Source organism: Geobacillus thermopakistaniensis (assembly GCF_000498995.1).
Lineage (GTDB): Bacteria > Bacillota > Bacilli > Bacillales > Anoxybacillaceae > Geobacillus > Geobacillus thermoleovorans.
The window spans coordinates 1-17,461 of sequence record NZ_AYSF01000071.1 but is presented as its reverse complement, the minus strand read 5'-3'; the positions used below and the strand labels follow the sequence as shown (position 1 = coordinate 17,461).

Sequence of the window (17,461 nt, the reverse complement as noted above, 5' to 3'; positions counted from 1 at the left end):
AAGATCCCTCGAAGATGACGAGGTCGATAGGTCCGAGGTGGAAGCGTGGCGACACGTGGAGCTGACGGATACTAATCGATCGAGGGCTTGACCTATAAGCGGCTTCTTCCGACGGTTATCTAGTTTTGAAGGAATGAATTCTTCTCATGATGCGGAAGTAGTTCAGTGGTAGAACACCACCTTGCCAAGGTGGGGGTCGCGGGTTCGAGTCCCGTCTTCCGCTTTTCCATCATGCGCTCGTAGCTCAATTGGATAGAGCATCTGACTACGGATCAGAAGGTTAGGGGTTCGAATCCTCTCGAGCGCGTTTATTAACTAACTTCAAAAAAAGATATTGACAAAAAAAACAATTAGCGATTATATTTTTATTGCAGTCGTTTCTAAGACAAGTCCTAATGATATTGATCATGCGGGTGTAGTTTAATGGTAAAACCTCAGCTTCCCAAGCTGAAGTCGTGGGTTCGATTCCCATCACCCGCTTTCCTTTATTTTATCGTGAATATCGTATGGATATTGTTCCAGCAGCTCAGCAGGATAGGGCAACGAGCAAAGTCATCTTCGAAATGGCTCCGAGTTGTCCTGATGCACCAAGCTTCCTTGAGTAGGCTTGTAGAGGAAGGGACAGCGGGAATGTTGGGGTGTCCTGTTGATTATGTCCCAGCAGCTCAGCAGGATAGAGCAACGAGCAATAGCTTCTTTGAAACAACTGCGAGTTGCCCCGACGCATCGGGCTTCTTCGAATCGGCTTGTAGAGGAAGGGGCAGCGGAATAATGAGAGTGTCATCATGATTACTATGTCCCAGTAGCTCAGTAGGATAGAGCAGCGNACAGCGGGAATGTTGGGGTGTCCTGTTGATTATGTCCCAGCAGCTCAGCAGGATAGAGCAACGAGCAATAGCTTCTTTGAAACAACTGCGAGTTGCCCCGACGCATCGGGCTTCTTCGAATCGGCTTGTAGAGGAAGGGGCAGCGGAATAATGAGAGTGTCATCATGATTACTATGTCCCAGTAGCTCAGTAGGATAGAGCAGCGGCCTTCTAAGCCGTCGGTCGGGAGTTCGAGTCTCTCCTGGGACGCCATTTCCATACAAAAAGAACGCGCAAAAGGCGCTGGAACGAAGTTCTCCGATCGCCAGGAAAGAAGATTGATTCCATGTGCGAGAGGGGAATTTTTTATTTGGTTATAAGAGCCGACAGTGGGAATATTGGAGTGTTCTGTCGATGATGTCCCAGCAGCTCAGCAGGATAGAGCAACGAGCAATAGCTTCTTTGAAACAACTGCGAGTTGCCCCGACGCATCGGGCTTCTTCNGAGGGGAATTTTTTATTTGGTTATAAGAGCCGACAGTGGGAATATTGGAGTGTTCTGTCGATGATGTCCCAGCAGCTCAGCAGGATAGAGCAACGAGCAATAGCTTCTTTGAAACAACTGCGAGTTGCCCCGACGCATCGGGCTTCTTCGAATCGGCTTGTAGAGGAAGGGGCAGCGGGAATGTTGGGGTGTCCTGTTGATGATGTCCCAGCAGCTCAGCAGGATAGAGCAACGAGCAATAGCTTCTTTGAAACAACTGCGAGTTGCCCCGACGCATCCATCTTCTTCGAGTAAGCTTGTAGAGGAAGGGGCATCGGCCCTAAGCCGTCGGTCGGGAGTTCGAGTCTCTCCTGGGACGCCACTTACATACGATTCGTTCCGGTTAAAATCCTCAAAACCCTTGATACGATCGCGTTTGCGGTCGTTTTTCATTTTTTGGGAATCCCGAAAAAAACGATAGGATCCGAAAAAATTTTGCACGAATTTTGCACGGTGATCACAGGGCATTATAGAGTTCCATCATGGTTTGATCTACCTGCCGCGATTCTTTTTGTTCCTTCTCGTCTATGATGTGAGAGTAGAAATCTTCATTTGAAAGAGCGTGCAAACGTTCCGAAAGAATGTGCAAAATCCAGAATAATCCGTAAAAATTTTGCACATGATTTCCGAATCCTCCTGAAATAATTTGAAAAAGGGATTCTGAAATAATGTGCTAATTTACATTAAGATATTATGAAGAGAATGTTAATTATATTTGTATTATAATTATAAATATTGAATAAAAAAATGATTAGTGTTATTATTTGTATTGAAGGAAATATTAAGTAATTTTGGGAGGTGGTTCTATGTTAACTAAGACAGGAATTGCTCTAGATCAGGTCGAAATGAGGTGTCCATTAAAAAAGGAGAGATGAATATATGCTAAGTAGTTTTTTTGCTTCGGTTCTTCTTGGCTTATCTTTATCAATTCCGATTGGTCCTATTAACATAGAAATGGTGAAGCGGGGAATAAAGTACGGATTTTTTCATTCATGGGTTGTCGGATTGGGAGGAATGTCAGCGGATATAGTACTAATGTTTGCCATCTTTTTTGGCTTATCCGTTTTTTAACAAAATCTGTTGTACAGCTCATCATGTGGTTTTCTGGTTTCTTCATTTTGTGTTATTTGGGTTATGATAGCATAAAGGAGGCATTTAAAAAGGTTGAAATAACCGGAGAGGTTAACAAAGAAGGTTTATTCAAATCATATCTTTCTGGCTTCTTTATAGCTATATCGAATCCACTTAATATTGTTTTTTGGGTTAGCATCTATGGATCTGTATTAGCGATGGAATTGAATTCTATTGAAAGGTATCATGCACTTGCTAAAAGTAGTGCGATATTTCTGGGGATCGCATTATGGGATTTTACAGTAGCACTCTCTGTACATTTGGGAAGAAAAATGATAAGTCAAAAGTGGCTAAAATGGTTATCTGTTGCTGCAGGGATTTCTTTGATTGGATTTGGTATAAGCTTTGGATATAGAGCCTTTAAAACGTTGCTACATATGATATAATTTTTGGCATCAAAAGATACCTCGATCAATACGATTACTTGATTGTGTTCTGTTTGAATTTCCCATACTTTTGGCCACGCTAGATATGCGAACAACGGTGTATTTTAAAGACGGTATAGCTGTCATACAAGCTAATGATACTGGCGAAATTGTTAGTATTGTTACTAGAAGCCCGGTGAAAAACGGGGCGTTGCGGGCAAATCAACGGCGTTGGATCAGAATCGCAAGCCCGTTTGTCAAAGTTTCTCTAATTGAAAAATAGGTGGGCCATCAACCTTCTTCACTAAATCACCAGCTTTCTAGAAAGAATCCAAAAAAAGATTGGAGGGAAATCGATGGATGATTTGTTGCAGTGCATCGAAGACGATCTTGAAGGAAATTTGCCGCCAGAGCAATTTTCTTATGATTTTCCTGCTATATATGCATCTTATTTCGATGATGGAGATTTAGACGAAAAGTACATCGACGCGTTTGATGATATTTCGGAAGCGTGCGGCTGGTATGAGCCTAACCCTCTTCATAGAGAGGACGACGATGAGTATATCGGAGAAGAAGAGCTGAGGAACAAAGTAGAGGAAAAATATCAAACGATTAAGAAATTGTCGACGAGAAGCACTTAACCTACTCGAATGGTTACGTGCTTTTTTATTTTCCCTCGTCTTTTTAGCATTTGTAGACGTAAAAGAACAAAGTGGTTCGTGGCCGTAACCACCATTGAAAGTTCCTTTGGTTGGCCTCATCGCATATTGGGTCGAATTTTGTCTCGCAAATGAAAACAAATTGAAACGTTCATGGCGGCGAAAGTTTGTTAAAATGTATAGGATAGAAATAAAATTAGAAAACGTGCCATACAATGAACATGCATGGCAAATATACGAGTCAGGTGATCGACATGGGGTTTGAACAGCAACTTGTTCATAAAACATTTTACGAGACGCTCGTCGAGGCGGGGGAACGCGACGTTGTCAGCGCGCTTGGCGATATGTTTTTCACGGCGCATCGGGATGGCGCTGATTTGTCGTCGATTCGCTTTGCCCAAGGGGAAGTGTATTTCCACCGCCGCGACTACGAAGCGGCGATCTTTAAATGGGAACAAGTCCATCACGACGATTTGCGCCCGTGGGCGCAAAAAAATATCGCCGACAGCTACTATGAGCTTGGACGGCTCGAGCTGGCCGAGGAGCTGTACCGTTCGATTGAGACGGAAAGCGAAACGTTGCATGCGGAAATCATTTTGCGCCTGTTTTCGCTCTACCGTGAGTTGGGGGAAAACGCGAAAGCGGATGATATGATTAAGCGCGGTGTGACGTTGTATCCGGATTATCCGAACATGACCGAATGGGCGCGCGCCTTTTTCGAGGAGCAAGGTGATTGGGAAAGCGCCGTCGAGCTTGCTTTAGGAGAGGCGGTGCGGACGTCGGCGCGCCGCTGGGCGGACATCTTGACCGGTTATGTGGAACAAGGACATGCGCGAACGATGGCGCCTGCGCGGTTTTCACGCTGCCTGGCGCTGTTGTACGAAACGGATCGGGTGAAGTTTGAACGGCTTGTGCAGGCGCTATGGAACGGTTATCGGGATGGTGACCTCTATTTTTCGTGGCTCGCGGAGTGGAATCGCCTCTATGATGAGTTGCCGATCGGCCGCGACTACGACTGGAAGCGAATTCCTGTCCTTTTAGGGGAAGCCTATGCAGGATTGATGAAAGGCCCGTACCGATTGAAAGAGTTGGTGGAAGTGGTGCCACCGCTTGTCAAAAGCTGGGTGAGTTTAGCCGACGGTCCGGAGACAGCGGTGGCCGCGGCTGCCTTGTTGGCGTGGAGTGAGAAATTTCCTGAGGCGTTTGAAGAAGAGACGGTCAACGACGCCGCTAAGCGGCTCGTCCATGCGAAACGGCAAGCTGGGGAAGCGGGTGTGTCGCTATTTGAAGAAATTGCCGATTGGGCGGAAGAGCAGCGGGCGGGCTCGCATTTCCGCTTCCGCTGGTTCGTGCGGCAGCTGTCTGATTCGCGGACGCATTTCGTTTTGGTCGCTGGGGCGTCGCGCCATGAGCGGTTGGCGTTTTTGCGGACGTTGGTCGGCGAGGCAGCGTTGGCGGCGCCATCTGCGCCGGTGCTTGCGTGGAGAAACGGCGGGGAGATGGAAGTCGCGAAAATCAGCGACGACCAGTTTACCGTTTTTTCGAGCATTGACGAATTTCAACAGGCAACGGGCGGCCGCGGAAGCCGATTCTCCGATGACGCTGTCATTGAATGCACGGCGCCGTTTTCACTCGTGCCGCAAGGGATTGTCTTGTTGGATATCGGCCCGCTCGGCGGGCGCGCTTCATCCGACCATGAAGCGCTTGTGTCGTTTTCGCTTGCTGACAGCATTCTTTTTCTTCTCAACGGCGAGGATCCGTTTTCTAGCGCCGATGAACAGTTGATGCTGCAGCTTCGCGAGCGGGCGCCGTCTGCGCCGATGTACGTTTTGCTTCCTCCGGGCGACGGGATGGTGGATGAAGAGGAGACGGCGAGAATCGTTGAGGAAGTGGAAGCGCACGTTCGTACGATCGTTCCGGAAGCCAATGTCATGGTCTATTCGCCGCATGCGCCAAGCCGCAAGCAGCAGCAAGCCCTCGTCGGCTGGCTTGAGGAGATGCGCCGATGCGTGTCCCCTGTCCGCCGCGAGGAAGCGATTTTAACGACGATCCGCCAGTTCATCGCTCATTTGTTCCGGCAGCGAGCCGAGGCGGAAAGTCGACTGGCGGAGCTGGTCGTATGGAAAAAAGAAATGGCGGCCAAACTCAGCGGCGCCATTCATCAGCTTGGCGACCTGCAAGAGGAGAAAACGGCCAAAACGGCAAAGTCGTTCCACACCGTCTTGGCGGAAATGCGGGGCGAGCTGTTGACGGCGATTCCCGATCTGTTGCGCAGCATGGCGGATCTTGTGAGCGAAGACAGCGATTTTTCCCGCTTGCATCTTGAACTGAACGACAAAGCGAACGAACGGCTTCGCGCTTACCTTGATGAAGAGGCGCTGCCAAAGCTGCGCCGCGCCATGGAACAGTGGATTGCAGCGACGGAAGACGAATTCAACGAATGCCAGGTGTTTTTGCATGAAATGGGCGAAGGGTTTAACGCCATGTTCGGCCAGGAACGGCTCAAGCTCGAATGCGATTTTCGCCTTCTCGCCGATTGGCGGCGCGATACGGATCGGTTGATCAACGGGGTGCAAATTGACAAGGTGAACGTTTTCTTGCGGAGAACGCCAAGCCAGCTGCTGTTGAAAGGGGCGGGCAAACTGCTCGGTGCCTTTGCGCAAAACAAGGCGATGCTGGCGCAAAAGTATAAGCAGTTGATCCAGACGCAAGATTACGCTGAGGTGGTGGAGGCGATCATCCAGCAGTTGTTGCTGCCGTTTGAATGGTTTGCCAAATCGCTTGAGCGTGATGTCACTCAATTTTTCCATGCGCCATTGACGGCGCTCGATGAAACGTTGAAACGGCTGGAGCTGGAGATCGCTGCCCAGGAAGGCGAGCTCAAACATATGCGCAAAAACCCTGAGGCGTACCGCGACCCGCTCGTGCTCTTTGGCATTCGTTTGCGGCAATGCGAGCAGCTGGCGCAGGCGGCATCTGCCGCTGTGCACTTGCGGCAGGATGAAAACAACCCCATCGGTTCGGTCTGATCGTTCCGTGTGAAACCGTGCTTGAACGGAATAAGGCTGCGCCAACGGTCGGGTCTGGCCGCTCGTTTGGCGCAGCCTTATTGTTTAGAGCTGGCGAAACCGATTACGCCAGTTCGAATGCCCAGTTGCCGCTGCGGAAAATCGGCTCTCGCTTCCCGTCTTTCGTCACGCCGTCAATGTTCAGATCAGCTGAGCCGATCATAAAGTCGACGTGGACGAGGCTGTCGTTGACGCCGCGACGGTCGAGTTCGTCTTTGGACAATGAAGCGCCGTTCTCGATATTGGTCGGATACGCCTTGCCGAGCGCCAAATGGCAAGCGGCGTTTTCGTCAAACAGCGTGTTGTAAAAAATGAGATTGGACAGCGACACCGGCGATTGGTGCGGCACGAGGGCGACTTCCCCGAGGCGGCGCGCCCCGTCATCGGTGTCAAGCAAATGCTTAAGCGTCTCATATCCTTGTTCGGCGCTGAAGTCGACGACTTGACCGTCTTTGAACGTGAGCGTAAACCCATCGATCACGTTGCCGTTGTAATTGAGCGGCTTCGTGTTGCGCACCGTGCCGTTGACGCCGTCTTTATGCGGCATGGTAAACACTTCTTCGGTCGGGATGTTGGGATTGAAGCGCACGCCGCTTTGACTCGTCGCCGCGCCGCCGTGCCAGACGTGCCCGTCGACGAGTTCGACCGTGAGATTGGTGCCGGGCGCTTCGTAAACGAGCTGTTTGTATTGCTTGTTGTTTAAGTAATCGACGATGCGGGCGAGCCGATCGTTATGTTCGCGCCAGGCAGCGATCGGATCGTCTTGGTCGATGCGGGTGATGCGGAAAATCGCTTCCCATAATTTGTCGATGGCTTCTTCATCACGCAGATCGCCAAATACTTTTTGCGCCCACGCCGGTGTGGGGACGGAAATGAGCGACCAGCAGTTCCGATCGGCCATAATGGCGCTCCGGTAGTTGGCGAGCGCTTGGGCGGCCGTTTTATTGGCGGTGGCGATCCGCTTCGGATCAACATCTTTCAATAAGTCCGGGTTCGGGGCGTAAATGGATAAAAAGGCAGCGCCTTGTTCGGCGAGTTCTTCCATCGCTCTCGCCCGCCACATCGGATACTCGGAAAACGCTTCCTCTGGGGCGTAGTGAAATTTAATGTAAGTAAGCGCCTCGTCGTTCCACTCGACATACACGTGTTTCGCCCCGGTTTCGTACGCGGTTTTGGCGATTTTGCGGACGAGCGGCGCCGCCTCGAGCGGGGCGTTGACGAACAGCGTTTGCCCAGGCTGAATGTTGACGCCGACTTTCACGGCCAATTCAGCGTATTTGTGTAACTCGTTTTCCCAGCGATCCATATCGTTCACTCCTTTTTTTGGTGTCAAGTCCACTTTATTACATGACGATGCGTTTCGCAACTTTTTGAACAACGAAACGTGATGACTGCCTAAGGAAAAGAAAGGTGACAACGAGTTGAGTTAGGATTTAAAAAAGCAAACCGGCATAAATCGCTTCTTATCGTCATAATGGTAGTAATGAAATAAATAAGTCATGAAGCTGCACTTTTATTGGCTGCACCGGCATTGTCGTCTTCGTTCGATGGCAATGTCGGTTTTTTTACGGGGGAAACGGTGGGCGGTGGTGTCGTGAGGCAAACAATATAGCGAGGGGGAGAAACAATGAATGGCATCATCTTGGCGGAACTCGTGCTGTATTGTCTTGTGATGGCAGCGCTTGGCTATTGGTATGGGAAAAAGGAGATGAGCCATTCCGACTTTTTGCTTGGCGGAAAAAAACTTCCCGGTTGGGCGCTCGCGTTTTCCGAGCGGGCGACGGGGGAATCGGCGTGGCTGTTGCTTGGCTACACGGGGTTTGTGTTTGCGAGCGGTCTTTCCGCGATTTGGGTGGCGGTGGGCATTGTGATCGGCATTATCGGCGCCTGGCTTTTTTTGGCTGACCGGTTTCGCCAAGAGGCGGAGCGGTACGGTGCGCTGACCTTGCCCGGCTATTTAGCGAAACGGTTCGGCGCGCATGGGCAAACAATTTTATGGCTTGCGACCGTCCTTATTTTTAGCTTTATGATGTTTTATTTCAGCGCACAAATTGCCGGAGCGGGCAAGACATTGTTTACCGTTTTCCATATCGACCCAGCGCTTGGCATGGTCATCAGCGTGGCGATTGTCATTATCTTGTCATACACCGGCGGATTTGTCAGCGTCGTCTGGACGGATATGATTCAAAGTGTGCTCATGCTGGCGACGCTCGTGATTTTGCCTATCGTGGCAGTGGTGGAAATTTACAGTGGTGGCTTGTCGATCAGTGAAGCGCTCCATCACGCAAAACCGGGCCTCGATTCATGGACGGGGGGAGTCACTGGATTTGCGCTCGGGCTATTGCTGTTTAACAATTTTGCCTGGTTTTTCGGCTATCTTGGCGGACAGCCGCAACTGAGCGTCCGCTTCATGGCGTTGAAAGACGCCCGCGAGGCGAAAACGGCCAAAACAGTGGCGATCGTTTGGACATTATTGGCGTATGGCGGAGCGTTTTTGATCGGCCTTGCGGCGATTGCCCTTTACCAAGGACAATCATTCACCGATGTCGAGACCGTGCTGCCGAAAATGGTGTTGGACTTGTTGCCGCCATGGTTGGCCGGGCTGCTGTTATCCGGCATTTTGGCCGCCATCGTGACAACGGCCGATTCGCAGCTGCTGGTGATCACGAGCTCCATCAGCGAAGATATTGTCCGCCGCTCGCTGCGCCTCCGCCTGTCGGAAAGGCAGCTTGTCGCCCTTTCCCGCGCGGTGGTGGTCATCGCCGGGTTGCTTGGCTTGGTGCTGGCGATGACATCCGAATCGCTTGTGTATTTCATTGTCAGCTGGGCGTGGGCGGGAATCGGCTGCACGCTGTCGCCGGCGATTTTGCTTTCTTTCTTCTGGAAAAGATATTCCGGAATCGGCGCCATCGCCACGATCCTTGCCGGTTTTGTCAGCACGGTCATCTGGATTTCCTCGCCGCTTGAGGCTATCATCAGTTCACGGTTTACGACGTTTGCCATTGCGCTGGTGGCCGGGGTGCTGTTCAGCTTGTTGTTTCCTGATCGTCAGCGGACGATGTGATCGATCACGTCAATGCGTTAGCATGAGGGTGTCCCGAAAGAGGCGGGACACCTTTTTTCTAGACGGAACGCTTGATGATATCCAGCCTCTTTGAAGAAAAGGCGGGCGTTTATGCCGGCCTGGTGCTGTGTTGGTTGCCGTTTTGTCAACGTTGTTCGCTGTCCAAAAACCGTCGCACCATTTGGGCGCATGCCTCCCGGTCGTAACGATGGTAAAAGGTTGTCGCAAACCGGGCAGGATCGCCGAAGAAAAACCGTTCGTACAGCGTCTGCCGCGTCCCGAAGGCGCTCATCGCCAAATCCCAGGCGAAGCGGAATAGCTGCACCCGCTGTTCGGCCGGAAGCGTCGCTGCCTGCAAATACCGCTCCAAATCCGGTCGGAGCGGAGAGGAGAAATCCGCTTCCGTTGGCAGACAAACAAGCCCGCTGGCGCCAAGCAGCTGAACGATGTCGACAAAACGCGGGTACAAGCGCGGGTATAAAAAGGCAGCGGCGTAAAGCGGGGCAGGATCGGGCACCATGGTGCCGCGCCGGTCCGGTTTCGCTTGGAGCTCGGCAGCGAGAAGCATCGCCCGAAGCGCTTCAAGGGCGGCGGCGATTTCCCCGATTTTTTCTTGCACATGCTGGTATCCGCCAATTTGGATGGCCTCGCTGAGCAGCTCCACCGTTCCAAGGAAAAACTCGGTTTTCACGATGCGCCGCGCCAGCACTTGGTGCAGCAGCATGATCGCCAAATGGGTTTCTTCATCTAGTTCTTTGGCCACCCATGCGTCTTTGTAGAAAAATACCCGATCCCATGGAACGAGCACATCGTCAAATACAACAATGGCGTCGATTTCATCAAAGTGCGCGCTGAGCGGGGCGTCAAACGAAGAGGCGCCAGCAGCAAAAGAAGGGCGGCAGATGAACTTCAACCCCGGCGTGTTGCTCGGAATCGAAAACGCGTACATGTATTCATCGCCAAGAAGCGTCCCGCCGGCTGGCAAAACGAGAAGTTCGTCAGTCATGCCGCCTTGGGTGGCGAGCAGGCGCGCGCCTTTGATGACGAGTCCGTCTGTCGTTTCGCGGATCACTTTGGCGGCGATCGGCTCGCCGTCTTCTTCCATATAGCCGAGGGAACGGTTCACTTGCGGATTGACAAACGTATGGGTAAACGACAAGTCGTTGTTGATCGCCCGCTCATAGAGGCGTTCGATATGTTCGGCGTAGGACGGGTGCTGCTGTCCGAAAAAGTCGGCCGCGGAAGCGAGCGCCATCACGGCGGTGTTCATGTAGTCGGGAGATCGACCCATCATCCCCGCTGTCAAGCGCGCCCATTCTTGGAACGCCAGGCGCCGGTGTTCGAGATCGTCTTTTGTCGTCGGCCGCAAAAACGCCGCGCCGGCCAGTTCCCCCGTCGATGTGCGGAACGTCAGCACCGGCTGTTTGTTTGGATTGTGCTGGGCGTCATATAAGCGGGCTTGGCTTCGGATTACGCCGGCGAAGGCCGGGTGTTCCGACAACTTTCCTCTCACCTGTTGGCCGTTAATCCATATATTGGATTGAAGGTTGTCGATTCGCTCGATATATTGGTCTCCGCGAATAATGGCCATCATTATCATCCCCTTTTTCCGCCAAACCGTTTATGGCCATTGTATGCACACCTAAGAAAAAGGGGAGGAGATTCACTCATGAACAAAGCAGGCCACTTCTACTCGGTTGCGCCCGTTTTGTTTAGCTCGGTAAAGCGCCTGATTGGCAAGGGAAAAAAAGCGTCTTAGCGTGTTCATCCGGCTACGGGATGGTTATGGCGGCTCTAACACTGACGGTGACGTAACTGGCAGCGGGCAATGAACGGTACGGAATGGCCAGCCGTTCAACGTCCACCCGTACTGCTTCGACGGCCGCTGTTGCCCCCTCATGAAACGCGGGGGTCGTTTATATTTTGCGAGCAGCAGCAATTCGCCATTTCGCCACAACTTTTCGAACATATTGTGAAATAGTGAACAAATCCATTTCATTTAGCGGAAAAAGGAGTACGATAAAAGTGTAAGGAAGATCTTCCAAAATGAAAGGGGAGGAACAAAATGGTTGTCAAATGGTTGCGCGAACACATCACGGCGTCGGTGTTGACGGTGCTGTTCCGCTTGTATTTAGGATATGAATGGATGACAGCAGGGTGGGGAAAAATCACGCACGGTTTTGACGCCACAGGGTTTTTAAAAGGAGCGCTGGCGAAAGCCACAGGCGAACACCCGGCCGTGCAAAGTTGGTGGGCGGCATTTATCGACAACGTGGCGCTGCCGAATGTCGGATTGTTCAACTTCCTCGTGCCATGGGGTGAATTTCTCGTCGGGATCGCGCTCATTCTCGGATTGTTTACGACTTTTGCCGCACTCATGGGAGCTGTCATGAACTTCGCCTTCATGTTCTCGGGCACGACGAGCACGAACCCGCAAATGGTGCTGCTCACCGTCTTCATCCTCGTCGCCGGAGCCAATGCCGGACGCTACGGTTTCGATCATTGGGTGCTGCCATATCTCCGCCATTGGTGGACGGATAAAACGCATCGTCCACATCGCCCGGCCGCAGCGCATAAATGACCGCCGTCAAGCCGCGTAAGCTGCTCCGGCTTTCCTCCTTTTCCTAACGGCTGCTCCTTCTCCAACGTGGAAGGGGGCGGCCGTTTGCCATGGCGGTGAAAATGATGGGTCGTTCAAAAAAGGAAATCGGCGAATGACGGCGAAATTATTTCATATGGATGAAGCAGAGGACATGAACAATTGGGAGAAAGCGTTTTCTAAGCGAAAAATACTGACTATTCAGTATTCTGTCGAAGGATGGTGAAACAGGTGAACCAAACGCCCCCGTATTGGCCGAGCGGATTGCCGAAGGAGCTCCGCTATGTGCTCGGCGAACATCCGCTTTATCATTATTTGCGTCACCGCGGTGAACGCGAGGAAAACGAGCCGGCGTACATCTTCTACAACAAGGTGGTCACTTGGGGAACATTGCTGGATCACGTCCGCCGGTTTGCCCGCTATTTGCAGGAAAAAGGGGTGAGGAAAGGGAGCTATGTCGCCTTGTACATGCAAAACTGTCCGCAATACATCATCGCCCACTTCGCCATCCAGCAGTTAGGCGGCGTCGTCGTCCCGCTCAACCCGATGTACCGGGAATCGGAGCTCGCCTATTTTTTCGCTGAAGTGCCGCTTGTCGGCATCATCGCTGGGGAAGAAGGATTATCCCGCATTCAACAAGCTGAACAACAAACGGCGCCTCTGTCGTTTATCGTAACGTGCCACTACGGCGATTACGCCGATCCGGCAGGGGGCATCCCGCTTTGCGCCGAGCTTGTGCAACCGAAAGAGGCGATGAGCGCCGCGGACGATTTTNTCGTCCCGCTCAACCCGATGTACCGGGAATCGGAGCTCGCCTATTTTTTCGCTGAAGTGCCGCTTGTCGGCATCATCGCTGGGGAAGAAGGATTATCCCGCATTCAACAAGCTGAACAACAAACGGCGCCTCTGTCGTTTATCGTAACGTGCCACTACGGCGATTACGCCGATCCGGCAGGGGGCATCCCGCTTTGCGCCGAGCTTGTGCAACCGAAAGAGGCGATGAGCGCCGCGGACGATTTTGCGGCCATCATCGCCGCCTATCCGCCGCTTGATGAGACCGCTTCTATTGACTTATGGAACGATGTCGGGTTGATCATTTTTACATCGGGTACGACCGGTCGGCCGAAAGGAGCGATGCTCACCTATGGCAATGCGCTATTTAAGACGGCCGCATCCGCCCAAGCGAACCGGCTGACGGAAAAACGCGAACAGCTTATGGCCCATTCCCCGCTTTGCCATATTGCCGGCATGGTGATGGGACTGAATACGCCGGTGTACACGGGACATCCATGCGTGCTGTTTACCCGCTTTGATCCGATGGCGACGATCAAAGCCATCGAAACGTACAAAGTCACGGCATGGTACAGCATCGCGCCGATGAATGCGGCCATTTTGCAAGTGCTGTCAACCACCTCTGCCGACTTGTCAAGTTTAAAACGCAACTTGGCGACGAGCTTCGGTCTGCCGGTGACGAAAGACCTTGCCGAGAGGTGGGCGGAAGCGACCGGCGGCTGCCTGTTGTACGAAGCCGCCTACGGGCTGAGCGAGACGCATACGTGTGACACGTTTATGCCGGATGACCGTGTGAAATTTGGCTCGTGCGGCATCCCGACGTATGAGACGGACATTCGCATCATCGATCCGGAAACGAAACGGGAGCTTGGGCCCGGACAGTCGGGGGAAATTGTCGTCAAAAATCCGGGGGTTTTTCAAGGCTACTTCCGCCGCGATGACGCGACGAGCGAGACGCTGAAAGATGGGTGGGTGTACACTGGCGATATCGGGTATGTCGATGAAGACGGCTATTTGTATTTCCAAGGGCGGTTGAAAGAAATGATTAAAGTGTCCGGCTACAGCGTCTTTCCGGAAGACGTCGAGGCACTGTTGAACGAACATCCGGCCGTCAAGCAATGTGCGGTCATCGGCGTGCCTGACCCGATGAAAGGGGAAGTGCCGAAAGCGTTTGTCGTTCTCCATGATTCGTACAAAGGAAGGGTGGCGCCGTCTGACTTGATCGAATGGGCGAAAACGCATATGGCGGCGTTCAAGTATCCGCGTTATATCGAGTTCATTGATGAATTGCCGGCGACGCCGTCAGGCAAAGTATTGCGAAAGCTGCTGCCAAGAGAATAACATAGCGGCGGGGTTTGATGCGGGCCGCCCCGCCTTTTTCTGCCAAAGGGGGATCGCGATGAAACATTTGCGGCAATTAACAGACGAACTGATGGCGAAAAAAGCGCGCGCCGCGCTAGGCGGCGGAGAAGAGAAAATCGCCAAGCAGCACGCGAAAGGGCTCCTGACGGCCAGAGAGCGGATCGACCTGCTTGTGGATGCCAAAACTTTTGTCGAGTTCGGACAGCTGAATGCGTCCGACCAACCCGGTTTGGAAGAAACGACGTATGGAGACGGGCTCGTCGCCGGCATCGGTAAAGTGAATGGCCGCCCGGCGGTCATCATCGCCGGGGATAAAACGGTGCTTGCTGGAACGGAGGGGAGCGTTCATTNACCGGACACCAAAATCTTGCCGAAAAATGGAGACGGGCTCGTCGCCGGCATCGGTAAAGTGAATGGCCGCCCGGCGGTCATCATCGCCGGGGATAAAACGGTGCTTGCTGGAACGGAGGGGAGCGTTCATTTGCGCAAGTCGCGGCAAATGCATGCGTTGGCTGTGCGCAATGGCTTGCCGATGTTTTTCCTCCATGAAGGCGGCGGGTTGCGCATGCCGGACGGGATGGGGTCGGACGGGATCAGCGACAAATTGTTTCCACGCGAGCTGCTCACCCACCACCGGAAAGTGCCGACGATGGCGGCGATTTTGGGGGACAGCTACGGTGGGCCGACATGGACGGCGGTCAGCTGCGATTTTGTCACGCAACTGAAGGGGACATGCATGGCGATCGCTGGGCCGCGCATGCTCGAGCTGGCAAACGGGCAACGCGTTTCTCCAGAAGAGCTTGGGGGCGTAGACATTCATCACCAGTATACAGGGCAAATTGACGCCGATGGCGAGACAGAGGCAGAATGCATCGAGCAACTAAAAAGGTTTTTTTCATACATGCCGCAAAACGAGAACGAGCGGCCGCCGATGCGGAAGACGGACGATGACCCATACCGGATGGTTGAGGAAGTGTTTTCAATTTTGCCGGACAAACGTAGCCGCGTCTATGATATGCGAAACATCATCGCCTGCCTTGTTGATGAAGGGGACTATTTTGAGTACCAGAAACAATTCGGCAAGGCGCTGATCGCCGCTTTGGCGCATCTGAACGGTCATGTGGTCGGCATCATCGCCAATCAGCCCAACCAATATGCAGGAGCGCCCGGGCCGCAGGAATGCCAAAAGGCGACGGAATTCATTTGCTTGTGCGACTCGTATCATATTCCGCTCATCTTTTTGCATGACACGCCGGGGTTTCGCATCAGCGTGGAGGCGGAAAAAGCGAAAATGGCGACGAAAATCATGGTGTGGAATCAGGCGCTTGCTCTATCAACTGTCCCGAAAATTTCGGTTGTCATCCGCAAAAGCATTGGCGCGGCGTACGGCAATATGTGCGGACCGGGGATGGGAGCGGATGTGGTCGTCGCTTGGCCGAGCGCGGAAATCAATTTCACCGGTCCGGAAGTCGGCGTCAACGTCGTATACGGCCGCGAGCTTGAACGCGCCGACAACCCGCATGAGCGGCGTCAGGAGCTGCTCAAGCAGTGGTCGTTTGACAGCTCGCCGTATGGGGCGGCGCGCAAACATTTGATCGACGATGTCATCCATCCGGCGGAGACGAGAAAATTCCTTTGCCAGACACTTGAATATTTGCTTACATCCAAGCGCGAAAAAAGCGAGCGCTTGCTCGCCGCTTGGCCGACGGGGTTTTAACGGAAGTCAGTGGGAAGCCAAGCTCCACGTTACCATGGACTCAGGGGGTTGCGCCTAGTTGTGCCCCCTCCTTTCCACTGATATCTACGTGGGAAAGCCAGAAAAGACATTGACAGTCGAATAGAAATGGAATATTCTTTAATTAATATCGAATCGTTTATTCAATATTTAGATGTTTTTCTAAACATCTAACTATATACATGTATGAAAACCTGTTCACATTGGCGCATAAGAAGCAACGACAAATGAAAGCTCTCCCGGTGGCCTCCCCCCTTAAGACGCATCCAAAAATCGTTCACAAGGTGGGATCACCCATGTCATTCAACGAAGCGTTTAAAGCGATCGCCGATCCGACGCGCCGGAAAATTTTATCCTTGTTGCGAACAGGGGATTTGACGGCAGGGGAAATCGCCTCGCATTTCGATATGCAAAAACCGAGCGTATCGCATCATTTGAAAATTCTCAAGCAGGCTGATTTGGTGCAAGACCGGCGTGAGGGACAGCATATCTACTACTCTCTGAACACGACGGTGTTTCAAGATTTGCTTCGCTGGTTTTACGATTTTGTCGAAAAGGGGGAGAGACATGGTGAACGTTAGCCGGCTGACGATCGTGTTGACGGTTCTCGCTTATTTCTTGAGTTTGGCCGCCCTTCCGTATTTGCCGGATCAAGTGGCGATTCACTGGAACGCAGCGGGTGAAGCTGATGGCTTCAGCAACAAATGGGTTGGCGCGTTTTTGCCGCCTCTATTGATGACAGGTCTCCTTATTTTCATGAGCGCATTGCCGAAGTTTGATCCGAAAAAAGCCAACTACAGCCGCTTTCAAAAAAGCTATCGTATTGTCAATGCGGCGCTTTCCTGCTTTTTCTTGGCGCTGCATGCCGTGACGTTGGCGTACAATCTTGGATTTTCCATCGATGTTGGGGCGGTCATGCCGCTTGGCATCGGCGGTCTGTTTCTTGTCATCGGAAATTATATGCCGAAAATCAAACACAATTATTTCATTGGCATTCGCACACCGTGGACATTAGCGAGTGAGACGGTTTGGCATAAAACGCACCGTCTTGGCGGCAAAGTATTTACCGCGATGGGGATTTTGTCGATGCTCACCGCGTTTTGGCGCGGAGAGATGAGGGCTGTTTTGTTTCTCGTCATCATCGTTGTCGGCAATTTGTATCTCATCGTTCGATCGTTTCTTTATGAGCAGCAAGAACAGCGCAACCGTTCATAAATAAGCGGGAGGGGGAGAGGACGTGGGAGTGATCGGTGCGGCGGTGCAGCTCGCCATTTCATTGTTTGTTCCAGTTGGTCTCGCATGGTACGGATTTTCGGCGCAGTTTTTGACGAAGGCTT

The 17,461-nt window shown here is 52.3% G+C and carries 10 protein-coding genes, 4 tRNA genes, 1 rRNA gene and 1 pseudogene; 14 read left to right on the top strand and 2 right to left on the bottom strand.

Annotated features, from left to right (window positions below):
- The 8 genes and pseudogenes from T260_RS125425 to T260_RS125460 all read left to right on the top strand — a co-directional run.
- Positions 1-95 (top strand): 23S ribosomal RNA (locus tag T260_RS125425); the annotation flags it as partial.
- A 56-nt stretch (positions 96-151) separates the two neighbouring features.
- Positions 152-223: transfer RNA gene (locus T260_RS125430), tRNA-Gly, on the top strand.
- A 10-nt stretch (positions 224-233) separates the two neighbouring features.
- Positions 234-307: transfer RNA gene (locus tag T260_RS125435), tRNA-Arg, on the top strand.
- Positions 308-409: 102 nt separating this feature from the next.
- Positions 410-480: transfer RNA gene (locus T260_RS125440), tRNA-Gly, on the top strand.
- 522 nt (positions 481-1,002) lie between these two features.
- Positions 1,003-1,079: transfer RNA gene (locus T260_RS125445), tRNA-Arg, on the top strand.
- A 1,149-nt stretch (positions 1,080-2,228) separates the two neighbouring features.
- Positions 2,229-2,866, top strand: a pseudogene (locus T260_RS01000000138095) (LysE family translocator).
- A gap of 335 nt (positions 2,867-3,201) precedes the next feature.
- Positions 3,202-3,486 (top strand): hypothetical protein, encoded by a 285-nt coding sequence (locus tag T260_RS125455; protein WP_011231627.1) that lies wholly within the window; start codon positions 3,202-3,204, stop codon positions 3,484-3,486.
- Positions 3,487-3,719: 233 nt separating this feature from the next.
- Positions 3,720-6,533 (top strand): tetratricopeptide repeat protein, encoded by a 2,814-nt coding sequence (locus T260_RS125460; RefSeq protein ID WP_023634330.1) that lies wholly within the window; start codon positions 3,720-3,722, stop codon positions 6,531-6,533.
- 103 nt (positions 6,534-6,636) lie between these two features.
- Here T260_RS125460 and T260_RS125465 read toward each other — a convergent pair whose 3' ends face one another.
- On the bottom strand, positions 6,637-7,878 hold the full coding sequence (locus T260_RS125465; RefSeq protein ID WP_023634329.1) for an aminopeptidase: 1,242 nt from the start codon (positions 7,876-7,878) through the stop codon (positions 6,637-6,639).
- A 321-nt stretch (positions 7,879-8,199) separates the two neighbouring features.
- On the opposite strand from T260_RS125465, the gene T260_RS125470 reads away from it, so the two are divergent.
- Positions 8,200-9,636 (top strand): sodium/proline symporter, encoded by a 1,437-nt coding sequence (locus tag T260_RS125470; protein ID WP_023634328.1) that lies wholly within the window; start codon positions 8,200-8,202, stop codon positions 9,634-9,636.
- A 145-nt stretch (positions 9,637-9,781) separates the two neighbouring features.
- On the opposite strand, the gene hpaB is transcribed toward T260_RS125470, so the two are convergent.
- Positions 9,782-11,227: a 4-hydroxyphenylacetate 3-monooxygenase, oxygenase component gene (gene hpaB / locus T260_RS125475; RefSeq protein WP_023634327.1), complete on the bottom strand. Its 1,446-nt coding sequence runs from the start codon at positions 11,225-11,227 to the stop codon at positions 9,782-9,784.
- Positions 11,228-11,701: 474 nt separating this feature from the next.
- On the opposite strand from hpaB, the gene T260_RS125480 reads away from it, so the two are divergent.
- The 5 genes from T260_RS125480 to T260_RS125495 all read left to right on the top strand — a co-directional run bounded on the left by T260_RS125480 (position 11,702) and on the right by T260_RS125495 (position 17,339).
- Positions 11,702-12,217, top strand: coding sequence for a DoxX family protein (locus T260_RS125480; RefSeq protein WP_023634326.1), 516 nt, complete (start codon positions 11,702-11,704; stop codon positions 12,215-12,217).
- A gap of 249 nt (positions 12,218-12,466) precedes the next feature.
- Positions 12,467-14,368 (top strand): AMP-binding protein, encoded by a 1,902-nt coding sequence (locus tag T260_RS0120715; protein ID WP_160164940.1) that lies wholly within the window; start codon positions 12,467-12,469, stop codon positions 14,366-14,368.
- Positions 14,369-14,426: 58 nt separating this feature from the next.
- Entirely contained in the window at positions 14,427-16,106 is a 1,680-nt protein-coding gene (locus tag T260_RS125485) for an acyl-CoA carboxylase subunit beta (protein ID WP_023634324.1), read from the top strand.
- A gap of 314 nt (positions 16,107-16,420) precedes the next feature.
- Positions 16,421-16,705: an autorepressor SdpR family transcription factor gene (locus T260_RS125490; RefSeq protein ID WP_011231619.1), complete on the top strand. Its 285-nt coding sequence runs from the start codon at positions 16,421-16,423 to the stop codon at positions 16,703-16,705.
- The gene (locus T260_RS125495) at positions 16,692-17,339 is read left to right on the top strand and encodes an SdpI family protein (protein ID WP_023634323.1); all 648 of its coding nucleotides are present in this window, start codon (positions 16,692-16,694) and stop codon (positions 17,337-17,339) included. Before T260_RS125490 ends, T260_RS125495 begins: the two co-directional genes overlap by 14 nt.
- Positions 17,340-17,461: the final 122 nt, after the last annotated feature.